The 19,893-nt window shown below is 57.7% G+C and carries 20 protein-coding genes; 3 read left to right on the forward strand and 17 right to left on the reverse strand.

The window, feature by feature from the left end; all coding sequences use genetic code 11:
- Window positions 1-28 precede the first annotated feature (28 nt).
- The 8 genes from CFBP5473_RS19015 to CFBP5473_RS19050 form a co-directional block, all read right to left on the reverse strand.
- Window positions 29-1,438, reverse strand: coding sequence for a mannitol dehydrogenase family protein (locus CFBP5473_RS19015; protein ID WP_413228982.1), 1,410 nt, complete (start codon window positions 1,436-1,438; stop codon window positions 29-31).
- Window positions 1,438-2,634, reverse strand: a complete 1,197-nt coding sequence (uxuA, locus tag CFBP5473_RS19020) for a mannonate dehydratase (RefSeq protein WP_027674743.1) — start codon at window positions 2,632-2,634, stop codon at window positions 1,438-1,440. Before uxuA ends, CFBP5473_RS19015 begins: the two co-directional genes overlap by 1 nt.
- Before the next feature lie 18 nt (window positions 2,635-2,652).
- The gene (locus CFBP5473_RS19025) at window positions 2,653-3,702 is read right to left on the reverse strand and encodes an L-idonate 5-dehydrogenase (protein ID WP_027674742.1); all 1,050 of its coding nucleotides are present in this window, start codon (window positions 3,700-3,702) and stop codon (window positions 2,653-2,655) included.
- A gap of 72 nt (window positions 3,703-3,774) precedes the next feature.
- On the reverse strand, window positions 3,775-5,181 hold the full coding sequence (locus tag CFBP5473_RS19030) for a TRAP transporter large permease (RefSeq protein ID WP_027674741.1): 1,407 nt from the start codon (window positions 5,179-5,181) through the stop codon (window positions 3,775-3,777).
- A gap of 2 nt (window positions 5,182-5,183) precedes the next feature.
- Window positions 5,184-5,759 (reverse strand): TRAP transporter small permease, encoded by a 576-nt coding sequence (locus tag CFBP5473_RS19035; RefSeq protein ID WP_027674740.1) that lies wholly within the window; start codon window positions 5,757-5,759, stop codon window positions 5,184-5,186.
- A 68-nt stretch (window positions 5,760-5,827) separates the two neighbouring features.
- Window positions 5,828-6,802 carry a sialic acid TRAP transporter substrate-binding protein SiaP gene (locus CFBP5473_RS19040; RefSeq protein ID WP_027674739.1) on the reverse strand — a complete coding sequence of 325 codons (975 nt, stop codon included), beginning with the start codon at window positions 6,800-6,802 and terminating at the stop codon, window positions 5,828-5,830.
- Between the two features lie 76 nt (window positions 6,803-6,878).
- Window positions 6,879-7,577, reverse strand: coding sequence for a FadR/GntR family transcriptional regulator (locus CFBP5473_RS19045; protein ID WP_027674738.1), 699 nt, complete (start codon window positions 7,575-7,577; stop codon window positions 6,879-6,881).
- Window positions 7,578-7,699: 122 nt separating this feature from the next.
- Window positions 7,700-8,767 carry an Ldh family oxidoreductase gene (locus CFBP5473_RS19050; protein WP_037170848.1) on the reverse strand — a complete coding sequence of 356 codons (1,068 nt, stop codon included), beginning with the start codon at window positions 8,765-8,767 and terminating at the stop codon, window positions 7,700-7,702.
- Window positions 8,768-8,886: 119 nt separating this feature from the next.
- On the opposite strand from CFBP5473_RS19050, the gene CFBP5473_RS19055 reads away from it, so the two are divergent.
- A complete protein-coding gene (locus CFBP5473_RS19055; protein WP_051441222.1) occupies window positions 8,887-9,882 on the forward strand; it encodes a GntR family transcriptional regulator in 996 nt (331 codons plus the stop codon).
- A gap of 43 nt (window positions 9,883-9,925) precedes the next feature.
- Window positions 9,926-11,044 (forward strand): mandelate racemase/muconate lactonizing enzyme family protein, encoded by a 1,119-nt coding sequence (locus CFBP5473_RS19060; RefSeq protein ID WP_027674736.1) that lies wholly within the window; start codon window positions 9,926-9,928, stop codon window positions 11,042-11,044.
- Window positions 11,045-11,047: 3 nt separating this feature from the next.
- Here CFBP5473_RS19060 and CFBP5473_RS19065 read toward each other — a convergent pair whose 3' ends face one another.
- The 5 genes from CFBP5473_RS19065 to rutA are packed head-to-tail and all read right to left on the reverse strand — an operon-like array spanning window position 11,048 to window position 14,645.
- The gene (locus CFBP5473_RS19065) at window positions 11,048-11,572 is read right to left on the reverse strand and encodes a flavin reductase (RefSeq protein WP_027674735.1); all 525 of its coding nucleotides are present in this window, start codon (window positions 11,570-11,572) and stop codon (window positions 11,048-11,050) included.
- A 26-nt stretch (window positions 11,573-11,598) separates the two neighbouring features.
- Window positions 11,599-12,393, reverse strand: coding sequence for a pyrimidine utilization protein D (rutD, locus tag CFBP5473_RS19070; RefSeq protein WP_027674734.1), 795 nt, complete (start codon window positions 12,391-12,393; stop codon window positions 11,599-11,601).
- Between the two features lie 12 nt (window positions 12,394-12,405).
- A complete protein-coding gene (gene rutC / locus CFBP5473_RS19075; RefSeq protein ID WP_027674733.1) occupies window positions 12,406-12,792 on the reverse strand; it encodes a pyrimidine utilization protein C in 387 nt (128 codons plus the stop codon).
- A 24-nt stretch (window positions 12,793-12,816) separates the two neighbouring features.
- Window positions 12,817-13,557: a pyrimidine utilization protein B gene (gene rutB, locus CFBP5473_RS19080; protein ID WP_027674732.1), complete on the reverse strand. Its 741-nt coding sequence runs from the start codon at window positions 13,555-13,557 to the stop codon at window positions 12,817-12,819.
- On the reverse strand, window positions 13,554-14,645 hold the full coding sequence (rutA, locus tag CFBP5473_RS19085; protein WP_027674731.1) for a pyrimidine utilization protein A: 1,092 nt from the start codon (window positions 14,643-14,645) through the stop codon (window positions 13,554-13,556). Before rutA ends, rutB begins: the two co-directional genes overlap by 4 nt.
- A 192-nt stretch (window positions 14,646-14,837) precedes the next feature.
- Here rutA and CFBP5473_RS19090 point away from each other — a divergent pair, with 192 nt between their 5' ends.
- A complete protein-coding gene (locus CFBP5473_RS19090) occupies window positions 14,838-15,659 on the forward strand; it encodes an SDR family oxidoreductase (protein ID WP_084631553.1) in 822 nt (273 codons plus the stop codon).
- 49 nt (window positions 15,660-15,708) lie between these two features.
- Here CFBP5473_RS19090 and CFBP5473_RS19095 read toward each other — a convergent pair whose 3' ends face one another.
- From CFBP5473_RS19095 to CFBP5473_RS19110, 4 genes are all read right to left on the reverse strand, one after another.
- Window positions 15,709-16,698, reverse strand: coding sequence for a Bug family tripartite tricarboxylate transporter substrate binding protein (locus tag CFBP5473_RS19095; RefSeq protein WP_027674729.1), 990 nt, complete (start codon window positions 16,696-16,698; stop codon window positions 15,709-15,711).
- Window positions 16,699-16,907: 209 nt separating this feature from the next.
- A complete protein-coding gene (gene pheT, locus CFBP5473_RS19100; RefSeq protein ID WP_027674728.1) occupies window positions 16,908-19,331 on the reverse strand; it encodes a phenylalanine--tRNA ligase subunit beta in 2,424 nt (807 codons plus the stop codon).
- A 67-nt stretch (window positions 19,332-19,398) separates the two neighbouring features.
- Window positions 19,399-19,674 (reverse strand): DUF2442 domain-containing protein, encoded by a 276-nt coding sequence (locus CFBP5473_RS19105; protein WP_027674727.1) that lies wholly within the window; start codon window positions 19,672-19,674, stop codon window positions 19,399-19,401.
- Window positions 19,655-19,891 carry a DUF4160 domain-containing protein gene (locus CFBP5473_RS19110; RefSeq protein WP_027674726.1) on the reverse strand — a complete coding sequence of 79 codons (237 nt, stop codon included), beginning with the start codon at window positions 19,889-19,891 and terminating at the stop codon, window positions 19,655-19,657. The genes CFBP5473_RS19105 and CFBP5473_RS19110 overlap by 20 nt, the downstream gene beginning before the upstream one ends.
- Between the last annotated feature and the right edge of the window lie 2 nt (window positions 19,892-19,893).

Raw genomic sequence — 19,893 nt, forward strand, 5'->3', positions numbered from 1 at the left:
GGTTTTTTGTTACGTTTCTAGACAAAGGTCAGAAGCGAAGTCGCTTGAGCTCCTTATTCACCAGATCGCGCCACGCTCTGTTCTGAACAAGGGCAGGAAGAAACAGCCCATCGACTTCAAAGAATGCCGCCGAAGGATCTTTCGAATCCACCCTGCCTGCCGCCGCCAGTATTTCATCCCGGCGTGGGTCGTTTAAATCGCCCCGCTTATGAATAGAGGCGATCCAGAGTGCGACAGCGTAGGCGAATTCCGCCGCATCCCCTCCCGCTTCCAGCGTTTCCGCAGTCGCAGCCAGAATGCGCTGGGGCACCTTCTGGCTGGTGTCCATGGCGATTTGTACCGTGCGATGCGCAATGGTCGGGTTGGCGAAACGCTCGATCAACTCATCCATATAGGCTGGCAAGTCGATGCCCGGAACTGGATCGAGCGTCTTCACCGCCGCCTGCATGTGGCGCTTCACCTTGGCGACGAAATCCGGGACGGCCATGACATCGCGGACGAACTCCAGATCGTGCAGAATGCCGAGATGGGCGATCATCGTGTGCGGACCGTTGAGAAGCCGCAGCTTCATCTTCTCATAGGGCTCGACGGCCTCCGCAAAAACCGCACCGCCCGCTTCCCATGCTGGACGACCGGACACGAAATCGTCCTCGATCACCCACTGCATGAAGGGTTCCGTTTCGATGGACAAAGTATCGTCCACACCAAGCAGAGCCTTGGCGCGCGCGCGGCTCTCATTCGCCGCAGCCGGTACGATACGGTCCACCATGCTGCATGGGAATTTTCCGTTCTCGGCAATCCAATGCGCAAGGTCCGGGTCGCGCCGCTCTGCCATCTCAAGCACCAGCCTGCGCACCACATGGCCGTTTGACGGCAGATTATCGCAGCATAGAACCGTGTAAGGCGGCAGACCGTTCTCACGACGCCGCGCCAGACCTTCTACCAGAAAACCCACGGCACCTACGGGCGCATGCGGATTTGCAAGGTCGGCGGCAATGGATGGATGTTTGAGATCGAGGCCGCCCGTTACGGGGTCGAGCCCGTAGGCTTTTTCGCTGACCGTCAGCGTCACGATACGGATATCTTCGCGCCCAAGATAATCCAGAACATCTGCGCCACGCTCTGCTGCGCAAAGCCAATCGACGGTTGAGCCAATGACTTCCGCCGTATCCCCATCGGCGCTTCTGACGATGACGGAATAGAGCCCGTCCTGTTCGGCAAGCGCCTGCACCGGCTCCGGCGAGCGGAGATTGACCGCGACGATGCCCCAAGCGCCGAAGTTCTGCGACAGTGCCCGCTGCGTATAGACCGCCTGATGCGCGCGGTGAAACGCACCGAGCCCCATATGCAGGATGCCGGGCTTCAGCTGGCTCCGTTCATAGCTTGGGCGCGCAACATGGTCAGGCAGCACGGTGGAGGAAGACAATCTGCTCATAATCAAACACGTCCATATTGCGGATGAAGAAGTGCGCGTTCGATACCGCGAAGCTCGGCCAGGCCCTTGAGACGTCCGATAGCCGGGTAACCCGGCTGCGCTCCGCGTGTAATATCGTCAAGAATTTCCTGTCCGTGATCGGGACGCATGGGTATCTGGTGATCGGAGAGGCCAGCCTCCTTACGGCGCTTTTCCTCTGCCAGAAGCGCCGCAATAACAGCGACCATATCCGTACCGCCCTCCAAATGCTCGTCCTCGAAGAAGGAGCACGGCACCGTGTCCGTGTCACGCGTGACATTGCGCAGGTGAACGAAATGAATGCGTTCGGCAAAACGCTTGGCGATGAAAGGCAGGTCATTATCCTGTCGCGCGCCGAGCGAGCCGGTGCACAGCGTTACGCCATTGGCGCGGCTATCGACCTGGCTCAGCATATGCGCATAGTCCTCTTCCGTGGAGAGAATGCGCGGCAGGCCGAGCAGCGGCCAGGGCGGATCGTCTCCATGGGCGCAGAGATTGATGCCCACCTCTTCCGCCACCGGCACGACTTCGCTCAGAAAATCCACGAGGTTCTGCTGAAGTCTGGCGCGGTCGATGCCGTGATAGGTTCGGAGCTTTTCCAGTAGTTGATCGAGCGTATATCCATCGGCGGAGCCCGGCAGGCCAGCGCCGATATTCCGGCCAAGTGCCGCAATCTTCGCATCCGGCATTTCGGCAAAACGCCTCGCGGCCTCCTCCACCAGCCATTCGGGATAATCCGATGCTGCATCGGGCCGTTTCAGGATGTGAATATCGAAAGCCACAAAGTCCGTCAGATCGAAGCGCATGGCTTTTGCGCCATGGCGGGTTTCCCAGCGCAGATCGGTGCGCGTCCAATCCAGCACCGGCATGAAATTGTAGCAGACGGTGCGAATACCGCTGGCGGAGAGGCGGCGCAGCGTCTCTTTCCAGTTGGTGATGTGCTGTTTCCAGTCCCCAGTCTGCGTCTTGATGTCCTCCGACATCCACGCGCTCTCCACCACATCCCAGTAGAGGCCGCCCGCCTCGATTTCCTCATGCCGTTTCTGGATTTCATCGACCGGCCAGACATCGCCTGTCGGGATATGGTGCAGCGCGCTGACGATGCCAACCGCACCAGCCTGCGCCGCATCCCGAACCGTTACCCTGTCCACCGGCCCGAACCAGCGCCATGTATGTCTCATGCTTTTATCCTCTGAAAATCAATTCTGATCGCCGAAGGTGATCTGCACCTTGCAGGCCACGGAGCGATCTCCGGCCTGCTCGAAGGCTGCGACTGCATCTTCAAGCGGGAAATGGTGGGAGATAATCGGGCGCACATCGATGGCCCGCGATGAAATCAGCGAAACGGCCTCGCCAAATTCCGTGTCGAAACGCTGCGAACCGCGCCAGATGATTTCTTTGCCGACCAGCATATTGAGCGGAATGGTCATATCGCCTGTCACGCCCACCTGTACCACGGTTCCGCGCGGCTTGACGGCAGCGAAGGCCGCACGAAGCGCCGGGCCTGCCGCCGAGCAATCGAACACCACATCGAAAGTGCCTTTGGCTTGCTGATAGGGCGCGAGCCCCTGCACATCGGTCGCGACATTGATCGTCCTGGCTGCGCCCATGGCAGGGGCGCGTGCCAATGCGGCATCCGCCAGGTCGGTCACGACGATTTCTCCGGCACCTGCTTGACGCGCGGCAGCGACGGTCAAAAGTCCGATTGGGCCCGCCCCCGTCACCAGCACGCTTTTGCCGTCGAGATCGCCAGCCTGAGCAACCGCGTGAAGGCACACCGCCAACGGCTCCGCGCAGGCAGCCTCATGAGGTGTTACACCTTCTGCAAAGCTGAAGCATTGCTTCGCAGGAACGACGAGATGATCGCGAAACATGCCCTGTTCGTGCGGCAGGCGCATCGCGCTTCCCATGAAACGCATGTCGAGGCAATGGATCGGCTGGCCGATCTGGCAGTAATGGCACTTTCCGCAGGGCTGCGAAGGATTGACGGCGACGAGCGCCCCAAGCGTCAACCCACTCACCCCTGCCCCCAGCTTCTCCACATAACCGGATGCCTCATGGCCAGAGATGATCGGCTCGCGCACCTGAACTGGCCCGAAACCGCCGTCCTGATAATAATGCAGGTCCGAGCCGCAAATGCCGCCGGATGCCATGCGCAGCAAAACCTCGCCTTCATCCGGCTCCGAGTAATTCTGGCTTTCGACCTTGAGGTCCCGTTTGCCGTAAAGACGCGCGACGCGTGTCAGCATTTTCAAATCGGCTTTCTGTTTTATTGAGATCAAGTAGGTCCGCGCGACATCCGCCGCGCGGACTGGTGTGGCTTAGCGGATCAGTCCCATTTGTGCGGGAAGCCACATGGTCAGCGCCGGAATGAAGGTGATCAGAATGAGCGCGATGAACAGGGGTATCATCCATGGCAGGATTGCGAGTGTCGTTCGTTCCACCGACATTTTCGAAATGCGGGAGAGGACGAAGAGCACCATGCCGACCGGCGGCGTCAGAAGCCCGATCATCAGGTTCAGCGTCACGATGATACCGAGATGGACCGGATCGATGCCATAACGCGCGGCGACCGGCATCAGGATAGGCACAAGAATGCTGATGGCCGCAATCGTATCCAGAAACGCACCGACGATCAGCAGCAGGACATTGACGAGGATGAGGAAGGTCCACCAATTGTCGGTCAGGCTAAAGATGAAGTCGGAGAAGAGCTGCGCCGCCTGACTGACCGTCAGCAACCAGGCGAAAATCGATGCTGCCGTTACGATGAACAGCACCGAGGCCGTCGTTTCAATCGTGTCGAAGGACGCTTTGGCCAGCGTCTTCATCGTCATGGTGCGGTAGCGCACAAGACCGAGGAACATCGACCACATAACGGCAGCGACAGCCGCCTCGGTCGGTGTAAACCAGCCCATCGTCATGCCGCCAATCAACAGGACGGGCGTCATAAGCGCCATCACTGCCGAGAAATCGAAGTACCAATCCAGAGCGACGAGCGCGACGAGGCCGATGAGAACGGCGACATTGATTGACAGTCCTGCCAGCACGAGCAGATAAACGGCAGCGGGAAAGCAGAGGACGATAACCACTTCTAGCGAAGCGCCCATCAGTTGCTTCAGCTCGAAAGGCGTGTCCGAACCCCAGCCTTTTCGGCGTGCAAAGACGTAGACCGTCATCATCATCAGCACTGTCATGACGACGCCTGGAATGATGCCCGCCATGAACAGTGCGCCGATGGAGGCATTGGCCATCATGCCGTAAATCACGAATGGCAGGGACGGCGGAAAGATTGGGCCAAGCGTGGCAGATGCGGCGGTGACGCCGACTGCGGCCTCCACCGGGTAACCATGGTCCTTCATCGCCTTGATTTCGATGGTGCCGATACCGGCGGCATCGGCTAGTGCGGTGCCGGACATGCCGGAAAAGACGACGGAGCCGATGATGTTGACCTGCGCCAGACCACCCCTCATCCAGCCGACGAGGGAGAGCGCGAAATGGTAGATACGCCCCGTCACCCCGGCAATATTCATGAGATTGCCAGCGAGAATGAAGAAGGGAACGGCAATCAGCGGAAAGCTTTCCACACCGGCAATCATGCGCTGTGCAGCAATGATATCAGGCGCGACGCCGTAAAGAACGAGGTAAAGAAGCGAAGAGACCGCCATGGAAACGGCAACAGGCGTGCCGATAATCATGAGCAGCAGAAACGAACCGATCAAAAGCAGCATGCTCAAATTCCCTGTGTATTGATGGCTTCGCTCGCCTGTTCACGCACCGTCTGCTTGCCCGTCATGTCCTTGATGAAGTTCTGCACTGCACGAAGGAACATCAGGACGAAACCAGCAAACACGGTGTAGAACACGATGCCGCGTGGAAGATCGACGGTGACCATGCGCTCATCGCCGACGATTTCGAGATACCGCCACATTAGCCAAGTGATGTAGGCAAAGAAGCTGATGTTGATGAGGTCCACGATCATTTCCAGCACGCGGCCTACGCGTTTTGAGAGGAAGCGATAGATCAGGTCCACCTGAATGTGGCGCATCTGGCGCACGCACATGACGGAGCCCAGAAACACCACCACGACGAGGCAGTTCGCCGCAATTTCTTCTGTCCAGGCCAGACTGTTATTAAGGGCATAGCGGGTGAAGAATTGGAGAAAAACGCTCGCCGCCATTCCCCAGAACACCAGCAACGTCAGCCAGTCCTCGAAGGAATAATTGGAAAGATCGACCTCTACGACCTCATCCTCGAAGGCATGCGCCATCTCATCCACGCTGATGGGCGCGTTCTTTTGGTCTGTCATGCAGATAGCTCCAGTAAACAGGGCAGAGTAACCCGGCGCCATCCCGGCGCCGGGTGGATGCGGGATGGTTACTGGATAGCGCGGATCGCTTCCCAATCGGCCTTGTCGTAGCCGAAGTCCTCGAACTTCACCTTCTCGAGCACGTTCTTTTCGAAGTCCGCCTTGTCGACTTCCGTCACCGTCAGGCCACGCTTCTTGAAGTCCTCGACCAGCGCCTTTTCGCGCTCCTCGATGATCTTGGTGGTTTTGGTTGCCGCTTCCTGCATCACCTCCACGAAGATTTTCTTGTCTTCGTCAGACAGGCTCGCCCAGCGCGACTTGGAAATCACCGTGTTGAGATGGTCCACGATATGGCCGGTCAGGACGATGTTCTTCTGCACTTCGAAGAACTTCTTCGCCTCGATGGTCGTCAGCGGGTTTTCCTGCGCGTCCACGGTGCCGTTCTGAAGCGCGAGATAGACTTCCGCAAATGCAATCGGCGTCGTGTTCGCGCCGCAGGCGCGGGGCATCGCAAGATAGGCCGGAACATCCGGCACGCGCATCTTCACGCCCGCCAGATCGCTGCATTTTTCAATCGGCTTGTTGGATGTCGTGTGGCGTGTTCCGTAATAGCTGACGGCGGTGATGACATTGCCGGTCTTGTCTTCATACCCCTTGGCCAAACGCTTGAAGACATCGCTCTTGGTATAGGCGATCAGGTGTTCAGGATTGCGGAAGATATAGGGGAAATAGGTCACGCCAATCGGCTTGGAATCGCGCGCGGCGAAGCTGGAGCCGGAAATGATCATATCGACAGTGCCGAGTTTCAGTCCCTGATTGATATCGGCTTCCTTACCAAGCTGCGAAGCCGGGAACACGTCGATCTTGTAGCGGCCCTCGGTCCGCTTTTCGATTTCCTTTGCCGCCCAGACGGATTCTGTATGGAATGGCTCGGTCGTCTCGTAAACATGCGCCCATTTCAGCGCCGTCTGTGCCTGTGCGGAAAGCGCCGAGGCCACGATCATGGCCGTTGCGCCGAGCAGGCTGGTCAATCTGAACGTCATTTCTTATCTCCTCCCGAAATAGTGTCAGATTTTCATTCTCATCACCGCTCGTGGCTCAAGCGGCGCAGTCCCTCCCTCAAGCCTCCTCTCCGAAGCTTTCAGAAAATCTCTTTTGCGAAAGCGTCAGATGCCGCCGCATGGCCTCCCTTGCCGCTGCGGGATCGTTCTTAGCAATCGCATTGCGAATGGCGGTGTGCTCCTCCAGAGCAAGACGCCATGTGTGCGGTCCCTCGAAATGGCTGGCCAGACGCTCGAAATAAGGCGTCATGCGCCGGTCGAAGATGTGGCCGGTAAAGCGATGCAGCGTGGCGTTGCCGATGATATCGGTAATCGCCGTGTGAAAGGCGCGGTCATGCACCAGCATTTTCACCGCATCACCGATGGCCGCTTCCATACGGCCCAGATTCTCATCCAGCAGCACGATATGTTCAGGCTTTGCCAACCGCGCCGCTTCCTCTGCAATGGCGCTTTCGATGATGCTGCGGGCCTGAAGGATTTCGAACGGGCCATCGCTATCATCCACCGGAAGGATCGACGGCGACTTCGGGCGCTGGCTGACATAGACGCCGGAACCCATCCTGATCTGAATGTAGCCTTCCACTTCCAGCACGATCAGGGCTTCCCGAACGGTGGGGCGCGACACGGCAAAGCGCTCGGCAAGATCCCGTTCCGCCGGAAGCTTCGCGCCATCGCGCAGCTCACCCGTTTCGATCAATGCCCGGATCTGATCCGCAACCTGCCTGTGAAGGCGTCGCGGCTCCAATGCCACAAACATCAAGTTCCTCCCAAGATGCCGCATATTATTGGTAAAGTGGTCTTACCAGTTACTTTAGTAACGCTGATTATTTCTTGATGTCAATCGTGCACTCGGATTTGAGTGCAATTTCGTCTAGCGTCTCAGGCAAATGGCGCGGAAACTCCGAAACGCTCTGAAAGCGCGGCAAATGCCTCCCGTGTTGCCGGATCGAGTGAAACACCATTGCGCTCCCGCTCTGCGGCAACTTCCCACTCACGATCCCCGGGGGCCATAACGCGCGCATTTTCTCGCGGCGGAGAATCGCGCAGGACTTGCAGGTATCGCTTCATGCCAGCATCAAAGGCCCGCTTTTCCAGAAAGGCTTCGGGCTTCAAGGCCATAACGAAAGCGCCCATTCCTCGCGGCGTGGAAAAATCCGGCCCGCCCATGGGCGCGATATCGAAGCTGAGCTTCATGCCCGTCAGCACCGCGCTGAAGATTTCCGCAACGCCAGCAAGCGCCGCACCCTTGAAACCGAACTCGCCACCAAGCGGCGCCAGCATAGCGGCAGCGTCCGCATCACGCGTGTCCAGACCCGCCTCGTCGGAAGCCGTGGCCTGCGGCAGCGGCACTCCAAGGCTGCGATAAAGCAGGACGCGGTTATAGGGAATAGAACTTGTCGCCATATCCAGCAGCCATGGATCATCCCCATCCACTGGCACGCCGATGGCAATCGGGTTGGTGCCATGAAAGCGCATCGCGCCATCATGCAGGCGCACGAAGCTATCGGAATTACAGAATGTTATGCCGATGAAGCCCTGCTTTGCCGCTTCCAGAGAATAGGCTCCTGCCGGGCCGAAATGCGATGTATTGCGAATGGCGACGGCACCTATGCCGAAGGTTCCGGCAAGCTGCGTGGCATGGGACATAGCCGTATAGGCAGCAAGCGCGCCATGGGCGTTATCCGCATCCAGCGTTTCGATTGCACCGAACCCCGCGACTTTTCTGAGGTTCGGCGCGCGGTTTATGCGACCGCCCTGCATGGCTGTGACGTAATGATCCAGAAGACGAACGCCGTGGCTATCCACGCCGTAGCGCGTGCCATGCATCATGGCACGGGTCGCAGCATCTCCCGTTGCCGCGTCCGCACCACAGGCTGCGAATACGGCACGGCAAAACCGGTCAAGCGTGGTGAGAGGCACATTCGCATGTGCTTCATCCTGCAACATTCCGGCTCCTCCCTCCAAAAATGTCTTATGCATACACTAGACATCATTTTGCGGACGTGCAATCCCTGTCTCGACGAATAAGAGACATCCGTTCGAAACCGAACCTCGTGGGACATGGCATGAAGAGCGCAACGACCGGCATTGCTCCGCGTCTTTACAGGCGGGCCTGCGAAATTCTCGCCGCGGACATTGCCAATGGCGTCATTGCTCAGGGCGCACGCCTGACCGAAACCACGGTCGCCACGCGCTTCGGCATAAGCCGCGCTCCCGCACGCCAGGCGCTTGCAGAACTGGAGCGGCTCCACCTCGTGCGCAAATCAGAAACGCGCGGCTATGATGTGATTGGCAAAAGCAGATCGACGCTGGACGGCTTGAATGATGAGGGCCCCACAAGCATCGCCGAAACCCCGTATATTCAATCCCAATCCAGCTGGGAGCTGATCTACGACAATATCGAAATCGAGATCGTTTCGCGCACATCGCTTGCCAGCTGGCGGATCAACGAGGCGGTTCTTGCCAAGCACTATGGCGTCAGCCGCACGGTGGCGCGCGATGTGGTTGCCCGCCTTCAGCAACGCGGCATAGTGCGCAAGGATGATAGCGGACGCTGGTACGCTCCTGCTCTGACGGCAAGGCACATCGAAGAACTTTACGAGCTTCGCTGGCTGCTGGAGCCCGCAGCACTGGAAAAGGCGGCTCCAAATCTTCCCCCTGGGCTTCTGCAATCTCTGCGCAAGAACGTGGAGGACGCCATTCAAACCGTCGATACCATAGACGGGGAAACGCTGGATGCGCTGGAGCAGCAGCTGCATGTGCAGCTTCTGGGCTATTGCGGAAACGAGTCGCTGATGCGCGCCATCAGCCTGCCGCAGGCGCTGCTTGTCGCGCATCATTTTCTCTACCACTGGACCATGGGCCTGTTCGCCACCGAGCCATTTCTCCCGGAGCATCTGGCGATTTTCGATTGCCTTCTGGCAGGCGATATCGAAGGCGCGAAGGCCGAGCTGGTTCGCCATCTGCAGATTTCCAGAAGCCGCGCAATGATGCGCATTCAGGCGGTGGCAGAGGTCATTTCACCCGATGAACTGCCCTACCTCGAGAGGCTGGAGGGCTGACGAGGGGTCAGGAAAATCGATAATCGGAGGAGGATTATCCATCATGAAAATCGCATCTGTTCACCCATTCATTCTGCATCTGCCGCTGACATCGGACTCGATCTCCGATTCCACCCACAGCATCACCCATTGGGGCGTCGTCGGCACAAAAATCGTGACCACGGATGGGCTGGAAGGTTACGGCTTTACCGGAACGCACGCCCACCTTGCATCCGATAGGCTGATCACCGCCTGCATTCGCGATTGCTATGCACCGCTTCTGATCGGCGAGGATGCGAATGATCATACGCGGCTCTGGACAAAGCTTGCCCGTTATCCTTCGCTTCAATGGGTCGGGCGCGCAGGAATCACCCATCTGGCCCTCGCTGCCGTGGATGTCGCGCTTTGGGACTTGAAGGCGAAGAAGGCCGGATTGCCGCTCTGGAGCTATCTCGGCGGCGCGCGCACCGACAGGCTGGAAGCTTACAACACCGATATTGGCTGGCTGTCTTTTTCCAAACAGGCTCTGCTCGATGGCGCAGCTAAAGCCATCGAGGAGGATGGCTTTAGCCGGGTAAAGATCAAAGTCGGCCACGACGATCCGAATATCGACATCGAGCGCCTGAGCGCGACGCGCGAGCGCCTCGGCTCATCCATCCGCATCGCAATCGATGGCAATGGCAAGTGGGATTTGCCGACATGCCAGCGCTTCTGCGCTCTCGCCCGCGATCTCGATATATACTGGTTCGAAGAGCCGTTATGGTATGATGATGTCGCAAGCCACGCGACCCTTGCCCGCAACACATCGATCCCGATTGCGCTCGGCGAACAACTCTACACGCTCGATGCCTTCCGCTCCTTCATCTCCGCCGGAGCAGTGGCCTATGTGCAGCCCGACGTGACGCGGCTTGGCGGGATTACCGAATATATTCAGGTAGCCGATCTTGCGCTTGCACACCGGCTACCCGTCGTGCCCCATGCAGGCGAAATGAGCCAGGTGCATGTGCACCTAAGCTACTGGCATCCCGCCTCCACCATTCTCGAATATATCCCTTGGATCAAGGATCACTTCGAAGAACCGGCGGATGTGGAGGACGGCGTCTATAAGCGCCCACAGAAACCGGGCGCCGGAACGACAGTGCTTGAGGAAAGCTTCGCCCGCTTCGGCAAAAGCATCGATTGAGGATTAAAGCTTGCGGTAGCTACGCTTGAAGTAGATCAGCGCTTCTTCGCCTTCTCCAATAACAGTATCCACCACGTCGCAGATGATGATGTCGTGGGTGCTGCCATCATGGATGGTGCGCACGCGGCAATCGAAAGAGGCGAGCGCACCTTTCAGAACCGGTGCGCCGGTTTCCAGCGTCGACCATTCCGCAGCGGCAAAGCGCTCTTCGATAGGCGTCTTGCCACCAAAAAGCTGGCTGAGTTTTTCCTGGTCTCCGCCAAGCGTATTGACGCAGATGACGCCGTTTTCGAACAGAAAACGGTGAGCCGATGAACTACGGTTGATGCAGACGAGAAGTGTCGGCGGATTGTCCGAAACGCTGCAAACAGCCGTTGCGGCAAAGCCTGCCCTTCCGGCAGCACCATCCGTGGTGACGATATTGACCGCACCGGCAAGCTGCGACATCGCGTTTCTGTAGTCGAGGCTGCGTGTCTCCGCAGTCTTGATCTCCATTGCGGCTTCCTTTTCAAGACACATCATGTGCATCTAACTCTGCCTTTCCTAACAAGTCATCAAGCAAGCGCCCGGTTGCCTGCAACGAGAAACGCTTCCACCACGTCGTTGAACTGATCTGCATAGGTAATGTTCATTGCATGTGCGCCGAATTCGAAGACCGAAAGCTCTGCATTTCCCAATCCTTCGGCAAGGCGGATCGATCGCGTATAGGGCACCAGAAGATCGTCCTTCGCCGCGATTACCAGCGTTTCAGCTTTAATCTTTGCGAGATCAGCATCCACATCGAATGCCCTGAGCGCTGCGATGCGTCGCAACACATTCGTCTTCCCCTGAAAATGCGCCACACCATGCGCATCGTCCTTCGCAAGGCGTTCAGCATTTTCAGACATCCAGACAGCCGGGTAAAGAAAAAGCGGCTGCGCCTTGACGAAAGCCTGGACGCCCGAATTTTCAAGCAAGGCAATGCGCGCATCGAAGCACCGACCCGAATGCGGATCGGCCCTGCTCCAGGCGTTGATCAGCACGAGGCGGTCGATCAGCTCCGGTCGGCGCAATGCGATATCGAGGCCGATCAAGCCACCAAGCGCGTGGCCCATGAGGTGAAAACGGCTGACGCCAAGCGCCTCGGCGATGCGGATGACATCATCCGCCATGGCGGAGATCCCGCCATGTTCCGGCACCTCGCCCCCGGTTCTGCCCGTGCCCTGATGATCATAGGTCACCACCCGAAAATGCTTCTCGAGCATTTCCATTTGCGGTGCCCAATAGGCGCCGGAACCGCCAAGACCGGACGACAGGATAATCGTCTCGGCCCCGGCATCGCTTCTGCCAGTCACATCGAAATAGACCATGATCGCGCTCGATCACGCGCCGATATGGGCGACGGTGGCTATTTCCACCAGCGCATCCGGCTTTACCAGCCCGCACTGAATGCAATAGCGCGCGGGCTTGTCACCCGGAAAATACTCGGCATAGACCGTGTTGATCGCCTGATAGTTCGCCCAGTCGGTAATGAAGATGTGGTTCATCGTCACATCATCCATGGTGCCACCGGCCTTTTCGATCACGGATTTGATCGTATCCAACACGTGCCGGGTTTGCGCTGCCGCGTCACCCACATGCACCACGTCATTGTTCTTGTCGAAGGGCAGCGTGCCGGACACATAGACCACGCCGTCTGCCAGCGTGCCGGGCGAGAAAGGAGCGATGGGTTTGGCTGTGCCTTCAGGCACGATAATCGTCTTAGGCATTGTCGTTCTCCTCTGTAAAAATTGCTAGTCTTCAACCGGCGCAGCCTGAGAGATGACGGCACAGAAATCATTGACCGTCGCCACCCAGCCGAAGAACTTTTCGACATTGTAGACGGTGGCCTGCTGAATGAATTCCGGCCCCAGATGATGCGTCGCGTCTTCCAGCATCACGCCAAAATATTCGAGGTGAAAGGCATCGCGCAGCGAGCTTTCGACGCAGACATTGGTGGCAATGCCGACGAAGACCAGATTGCGGATGCCCCGCGCGCGCAAAACGCTATCCATATTGGTGTTGAAAAAGCCGCTATAGCGGGTCTTTGGCACCAGAATATCGCCCGGCTGTGGCTGCAACTCATCCACGATGGCATAATCCCATGTCCCCTTCGCCAGAAGCTTGCCCTGATGCTCCGGGTTGGCGCGCATATGCTTCAGCGCGTTGGATTTATGCCAGTTCGGCGAACCCGGACCACCTGCCTCGACATAGTCCTTATCCCAGCCATTCTGGAAATAGACGACGAGAACGCCTGCGGCTCGCGCCGCATCCAGCGTCTTTTTGATGTTGGAAATGGTGGATTTCGCGCCCGAAATATCGAACCCCGCCAGATCGACATATCCGCCTTCGGTGGAATAGGCGTTCTGCATATCCACCACCACGACTGCGGTCTCGGATGGTTTCAGCGAAATCGGTTCGGGGCGGGCGGGGAGTGTTACGCTTTCCGAACGGCTCTTGGGAGCCGTGTAACCTGCAACGATGGTATCGCTCATTCCGCAGCCTCCAGCGCCGGCTTTATGTGAGCGCGGCTTTTCATCAGCGGCTGAACGAACTTGCCGAACTTTTCCACACCCTCAAGGAAATCATCGAAGGTGAGCATTGCGCCGCCGGTTCCCGGCACCTCCGCCATCTCATCCAGCATCGCCGCCACTTCCTCATAGGAACCGATCAGCGTACCCATGTTAATGTTGACCGCGGAAACCGGATTGGACATGTGGCGGACATTGGTATCGGAGCCCGATTTCGTATCGACAGCGCTTTGCAGGCCGAGCCACTTGATGGCCTCCTGATCGGCACCGGCCTTGTAATGCTCCCATTTGGCCCACGCGTCTTCGGCTTTCTCCTCGGCAATCACCATTGTCAGCACGAAGGATTTCACATCGCGCCCGGTCTTTTCGGTTGCCGCCAAAAGCCGCTCATTCGTTGGTGCGAATGCCTTTGGCGTGTTGACGCCCACGCCGAAGCAGAAACTGTAATCGGCAAATTTCGCCGAAAACGCCATGCCCTTGTCGGATGAACCAGCGCAGATAAGCTTCACATGCCCTTCCGGCACAGGCTTCATGCGGCAGTCATCCATGGTGAAATATTTGCCCTTCAGGTCAGACTGACCCTCGGTCAGCAATTCCTGCAAAACCGTCGTATATTCCCCGAGATATTCGTAACGGTCGCCGAAATAATCATCTCCCGGCCACAGTCCCATCTGGCTGTATTCCGGTCGCTGCCATCCCGTTACCAGATTAACGCCGAAGCGGCCGCCGGAGATGCTGTCGATTGTCGTTGCCATGCGCGCGACAATGGCCGGAGGCATAACAATGGTTGCCGCCGTGGCGAAGAGCTTTATCTTGGACGTGACCGCCGCAAGACCGGCCATGAGGGTGAAGGACTCCAGATTATAATCCCAGAACTCCGTCTTGCCCCCGAAGCCCCGCAGCTTGATCATGGACAGCGCAAAATCGAAACCGTATTTCTCGGCCTTCAGCGTGATTTCCTTGTTCAGCTGAAAGCTCGGCTTGTATTGGGGCGAGTTTTCCGAAAGCAGCCAGCCATTGTTTCCGATTGGAATGAAAACACCAATTTCCATTTCATCCTCCAGTTCTGTTCCCTTGGTTGAACCTTTTGAGGGAATGGAAGCAGCTTTCGTGCCACTCTGAAAATGCAAATGAAATCAATAGGTCTGGTATATCGGCGCTTCAATTATTTTATCAAACGATAAAAATTTTATCGTTTGATAAAATTTTGCTTCTTTTCTCGGCAGTCCTAGTGAGATGTTTATATGCAGCCTTTGCCCTTCGCGCCTGTGCGGCTAAGGTCTGTTGGAATCGCATATGAGGAGGAGACATGTCCGTTCAACTATTCAATTTTATCCGGCAAGACCGCACTGATCACCGGGTCTTCTCAAGGCATCGGCTTTGCATTGGCGCGCGGGCTTGCAGCCGCAGGCGCAAAGGTCGTGCTGAACGGAAGAGACAAGGCCAAGCTTGAGGCCGCTACGAAGGAAATCGACGGCGCGACGTTTCTGGCCTTCGATGCAACGGATTATGACGGTGTGAAAGCAGCTGTCGATGGTTTTGAAAGCGAGCATGGCCCGATCGACGTTCTGGTCAACAATGCCGGTATGCAGCACCGGGCGCCGCTGGAGGAATTTCCTGCGCAGGCCTTCGAGACACTTCTGAGAGCCAATATTTCGACCGTCTTCAATGTCGGTCAGGCGGTCGCACGTCACATGATACAGCGCGGAAAGGGAAAGATCGTCAACATTGCCAGCGTGCAATCCGCACTCGCCCGGCCCGGAATCGCGCCCTACACAACCACCAAAGGCGCGGTTGCCAATCTGACCAAGGGCATGGCCACCGACTGGGCCAGGCATGGCCTGCAATGCAATGCCATCGCGCCCGGTTATTTCGATACGCCTTTGAATGCCGCTCTTGTTGCCGACCCGAATTTTACCGATTGGCTGCAAAAGCGCACACCCGCCGGGCGCTGGGGCAATGTGGAAGAACTCGTCGGTGCCTGCATCTTTCTTGCGTCCGACGCGTCCTCCTTCGTCAACGGTCACGTGCTTTATGTGGATGGCGGCATCACCGTGTCGCTCTAAGGCGCCCCACCGCGTCGTCCCACGAGACGCGGTGAGTTTTGAAATGCCATCAGTCCATCTGGACGTTCGCGTCCTTTACCACCGGAGCCCATTTGGCGATTTCTTCCGACACATGGGTTTTCAGTTCTTCCGGCGAAGATGCCACGATCTTTGCGCTAAACTCCGCCATGCGTCCGGCAACACCCGGATCGGCAAGTGCCTTCTTTGCCGCCTCGTTGAGCTTGTTGACTGCTTCATCCGGCGTCCCCGCCGGTGCAAAAAGAGCGTTCCAGGTGTAGGTTTCATAGCCTGGTACCGTTTCGGCAATGGTCGGAACATCCGGGAAGGAGGAAGCGCGCTCCGCCGTCGTGACGCCCAACGCCTTCAATGTGCCCGACTTGATGTGACCGGAAGAGGACGGCAAGTTATCGAACATGATCGATATCTGGTTGCCCAGAAGATCATTTAAGGCAGGGCCCGAACCTTTGTAGGGCACATGCTGCATGTCGACACCCGCCATGCTTTTGAACAACTCTCCCGAAAGGTGAAGCGGCGTGCCGTTGCCGGATGAGGCATAGGCATGTTTCTCCGGCTCGGCCTTCAAAAGTGCGACAAGCTCCGCGACATTATTCACCGGAAGCTGCGGGTTTACGACCAGTACATTGGGCACCACCACGAGCAGCGAAACCGGTGCGAAATCCTTTTCCGGATCATAAGGCTTGGTCTTGAGGATCAAGGGGTTGAGCGCGTGTGTCGCGACCGTACCCATCAAGATCGTGTAGCCATCTGGCTCGGCGCGTGCCACGCGGTCTGCCCCCAGATTGCCGCCTGCGCCTGCAATATTTTCGACAACGATCTGTTGACCCAGCCCCTCGCCCATTTTCTGCGCAATCACGCGCGCAACGACATCCGTGGAGCCGCCAGCGGCAAACGGCACGACAAGTGTAATCGGTCGCTCAGGATAGGTCTGGGCGCTGGCAACTCCATTCATGGACAGGATAGCTGCAGCCGACGCTGCCAGCATGAGTGCTGCGCGGCGTTTGAAAAGTCGCATAGTCATAAAACCTCCTCCGGGCGGCCTCCGTGCCGCTTGCGGCATAGTACCGAAACCCGGATGGAGAGCAACCTGGACATGGTATTTCAGCTTGAAACAGACCCTTTCAGCAAAATGACACGCTCAGGTAGCTTTGATGCGATGTTTAGTTTTCGTTAATAAAAAACCCGCCTCGTGAGGCGGGTCTCATTTCTTATAAAGCCAATGAAACTGGCTTAAGCGCGCAGAACGCCACCGGTCGTTTTCTCGACATTGCCAACGATCTTCGCCGTCAGCGCTTCGAAATCCTCGTCCGTCAACGTTTTATCGAGCGGCTGGATTTGGACCTCGATGGCAACCGACTTCTTGTTTTCACCCAGCGATACACCTTCGAAGACGTCGAAGACATTAACGCCCGTGACCAGCTTTCGGTCGGCACTCGTCGCGGCCTTGATGATCGCGCCCGCTTCAACAGACTTGTCGACCACGAATGCGAAATCGCGCTTCACCGCCTGGAAAGGCGAAAGCTCAAGCGCTGGCTTGGTGCGTGTTGCCTTCTTCTTCGGTTCCGCCATGGCGTCGAGATAGATTTCGAAGCCGCAATAAGCACCGGAAACGTCGAGTTCACCAAGCGTCTTCGGATGAAACTCGCCGAAATAGCCGAGGATGACCTTCGGTCCCATCTTGATCGTGCCGGAGCGTCCAGGATGGTACCAGCCAGGGGCACCGGCTTCGATTTGGACGTTCGCCATCGGCAGGCCGCAGGCTTCGATCACGGCCAGAGCATCGGCCTTGGCATCATAGACATCGACCGCCTTGCCGCCACCCTTGGCAGCATTGGACCACATGCGACCGGAACCGGCAAGCGATGCCGTTCCACGGCGAACGCCACCAGCCACGCGACGCTGCGCTTCCGGGGTGTCACCTTCATAGGTTCCGGAAACCTCGAAGATCGCGACATCGCCGTAGCCCTTGTCGGCATTGCGCTGCGCCGCCGTCAAAAGGCCCGGCAGAAGCGAAGGCCGCATATCGGACATGTCGGCAGCGATGGGGTTCGCAAGCTTCAGCGCGGACGAACCACCGCCGAAAAGCTTGGCCTGCGCTTCGGGAATGAATGACCAGGTTACGGCTTCCAGCATACCACGGCTTGCGAGCGCGCGGCGCGCAATGCGCGTACGAATTTGCAGCGTCGTCAGAATACGACCATTGACGGCACCGAAGCTTTCCAGCGGTTCCGGCTTGATATTATCGACGCCATGGATGCGCATGACTTCTTCCACGAGATCGGCTTTGCCATCCACATCAGGACGCCACGATGGAACCGAGACGGAGACGCGTTCGCCCGAACCTTCCACGCCAAAGCCGAGACTCTTGAGGATGGAAAGGCTTTCCTCAGCGGAAATATCGATACCTGTCAGGCGCTTCACTTCGGACAGCGGGAAATCGATCCATTTCGGTTCGAAGCCCTTGTAACCGACAACCTTCGCTTCACCGGCAACACCGCCGCAAAGCTCCAGCACCAGTTCCGTCGTGCGCTGGAGGCCCGGCACCATATAGTCTGGATCGACGCCGCGCTCAAAGCGGTAGCGCGCATCTGTGATGATACCGAGCGAACGGCCGGTCTTGGCAATGTTGATCGGGTCCCACAAAGCGGATTCGATCAGCACATCGACCGTGCTTTCGTCGCAGCCGGAATGCTCGCCGCCCATGACGCCGCCAATGGATTCGACGCCGTTGTCGTCGGAAATGACAACGTTGTTCGGGCCGAGCTTGTACTCACGCTGGTCGAGCGCCAGAACGGTTTCACCGTCCTGCGCACGGCGAACCGTGAGATCGCCCTTGACCTTTGCCGCGTCGAAGACGTGCATCGGGCGACCCTGATCGAAGGTCATGTAATTGGTGATGTCCACCAGCGCATTGATGGGGCGAAGGCCGATGGCCATCAGGCGCTGCTGCATCCACTTCGGGCTCGGGCCGTTTTTCACGCCGCGCACGATGCGCAGCGAAAAGCCGGGGCAGAGCGCCGGATCGTCCAATTCCAGCTTCACGTCGACAGGCGTTGCGCCTTCGACCTTGAAGCTCGGCGCAGCCTTGGTCTTCAGCTTGCCGAGACCGGAGGCAGCGAGATCGCGGGCGATGCCATAGATCGAGGTGCAGTCGGGACGGTTCGGCGTCAGGTTGATCTCGATGACAGGATCATCCAGACCGGCATAGGATGCGAAGGACGTACCGACAGGAGCATCTTCCGGCAGGTCGATGATACCGTCATGGCTGTCGGAAATGTTCAGCTCCTTCTCGGAGCACATCATGCCATGGCTTTCGACACCGCGGATTTTGCCGACCGACAGCGTGACATCGATGCCCGGAACATAGGTGCCCGGACGCGCCAGCGCGCCGACGAGACCGGCGCGTGCATTCGGCGCACCACAGACGATCTGCACCGGCTTGCCGTCACCTGCATCAACGGACAGAACCTTCAGGCGGTCCGCCTCGGGATGCTTTTCAGCCGACAGGACCTTGGCGATAACGAACGGCTTGTACGCCGCCTTGTCATCTACATCTTCGACTTCGAGACCAATCGCGGTCAGGCGCTCGCAAATCTGGTCCAGAGACGCATCCGTATCGAGATGCTCTTTCAGCCAGGAGAGTGTGAATTTCATTTGTGTCTATTCCTAACGGTATTTTCTCTTCTGGACCGGCGATCTCAAGTAAATGCGATCCTACAGGTCACGCAGCTTTTGACGGCGCCTTGGCACCTGGTGCTTTCCAACCAAGAAGCATCGATTTCACGGAAACGCCATCATCCATGTCTGGCCACCAAACGCCCGAAAACTGCAACTCGACATTCGTTCGTTGCTCCGGTGCAGCGTTGCTCAAAAACGGATACCACCAAAGCGGGGCACGGATTTGCCGCCCGTCTGCCAAGGTCACATAGACGAAGTAAGCGTCGCACTCGGCAGCGACGGGTGACATTTCCTCGGTTTCAAATTCCAAAGAACTCATTCCACTTCTCCATCCAATCGGCGCGGCTTTCATCTATCTTAGCCAGAAACTCCGCAACTTCGCGGTTATTATACCCGTGATTATAGGCGATTTCCATGTTGATGAGCCACACTTTAGCCGACCGCTTATCCTTGACGATGTGGACATGGGGTGGCTCCCCTCCATCTGAAGAGTAGAACCGGAACTTGTACCCTTGCCAGATCAATAAGGTCGGCATGT

Origin of the sequence: Agrobacterium larrymoorei, from assembly GCF_005145045.1 — a bacterium.
Taxonomy (GTDB): Bacteria; Pseudomonadota; Alphaproteobacteria; order Rhizobiales; family Rhizobiaceae; genus Agrobacterium; species Agrobacterium larrymoorei.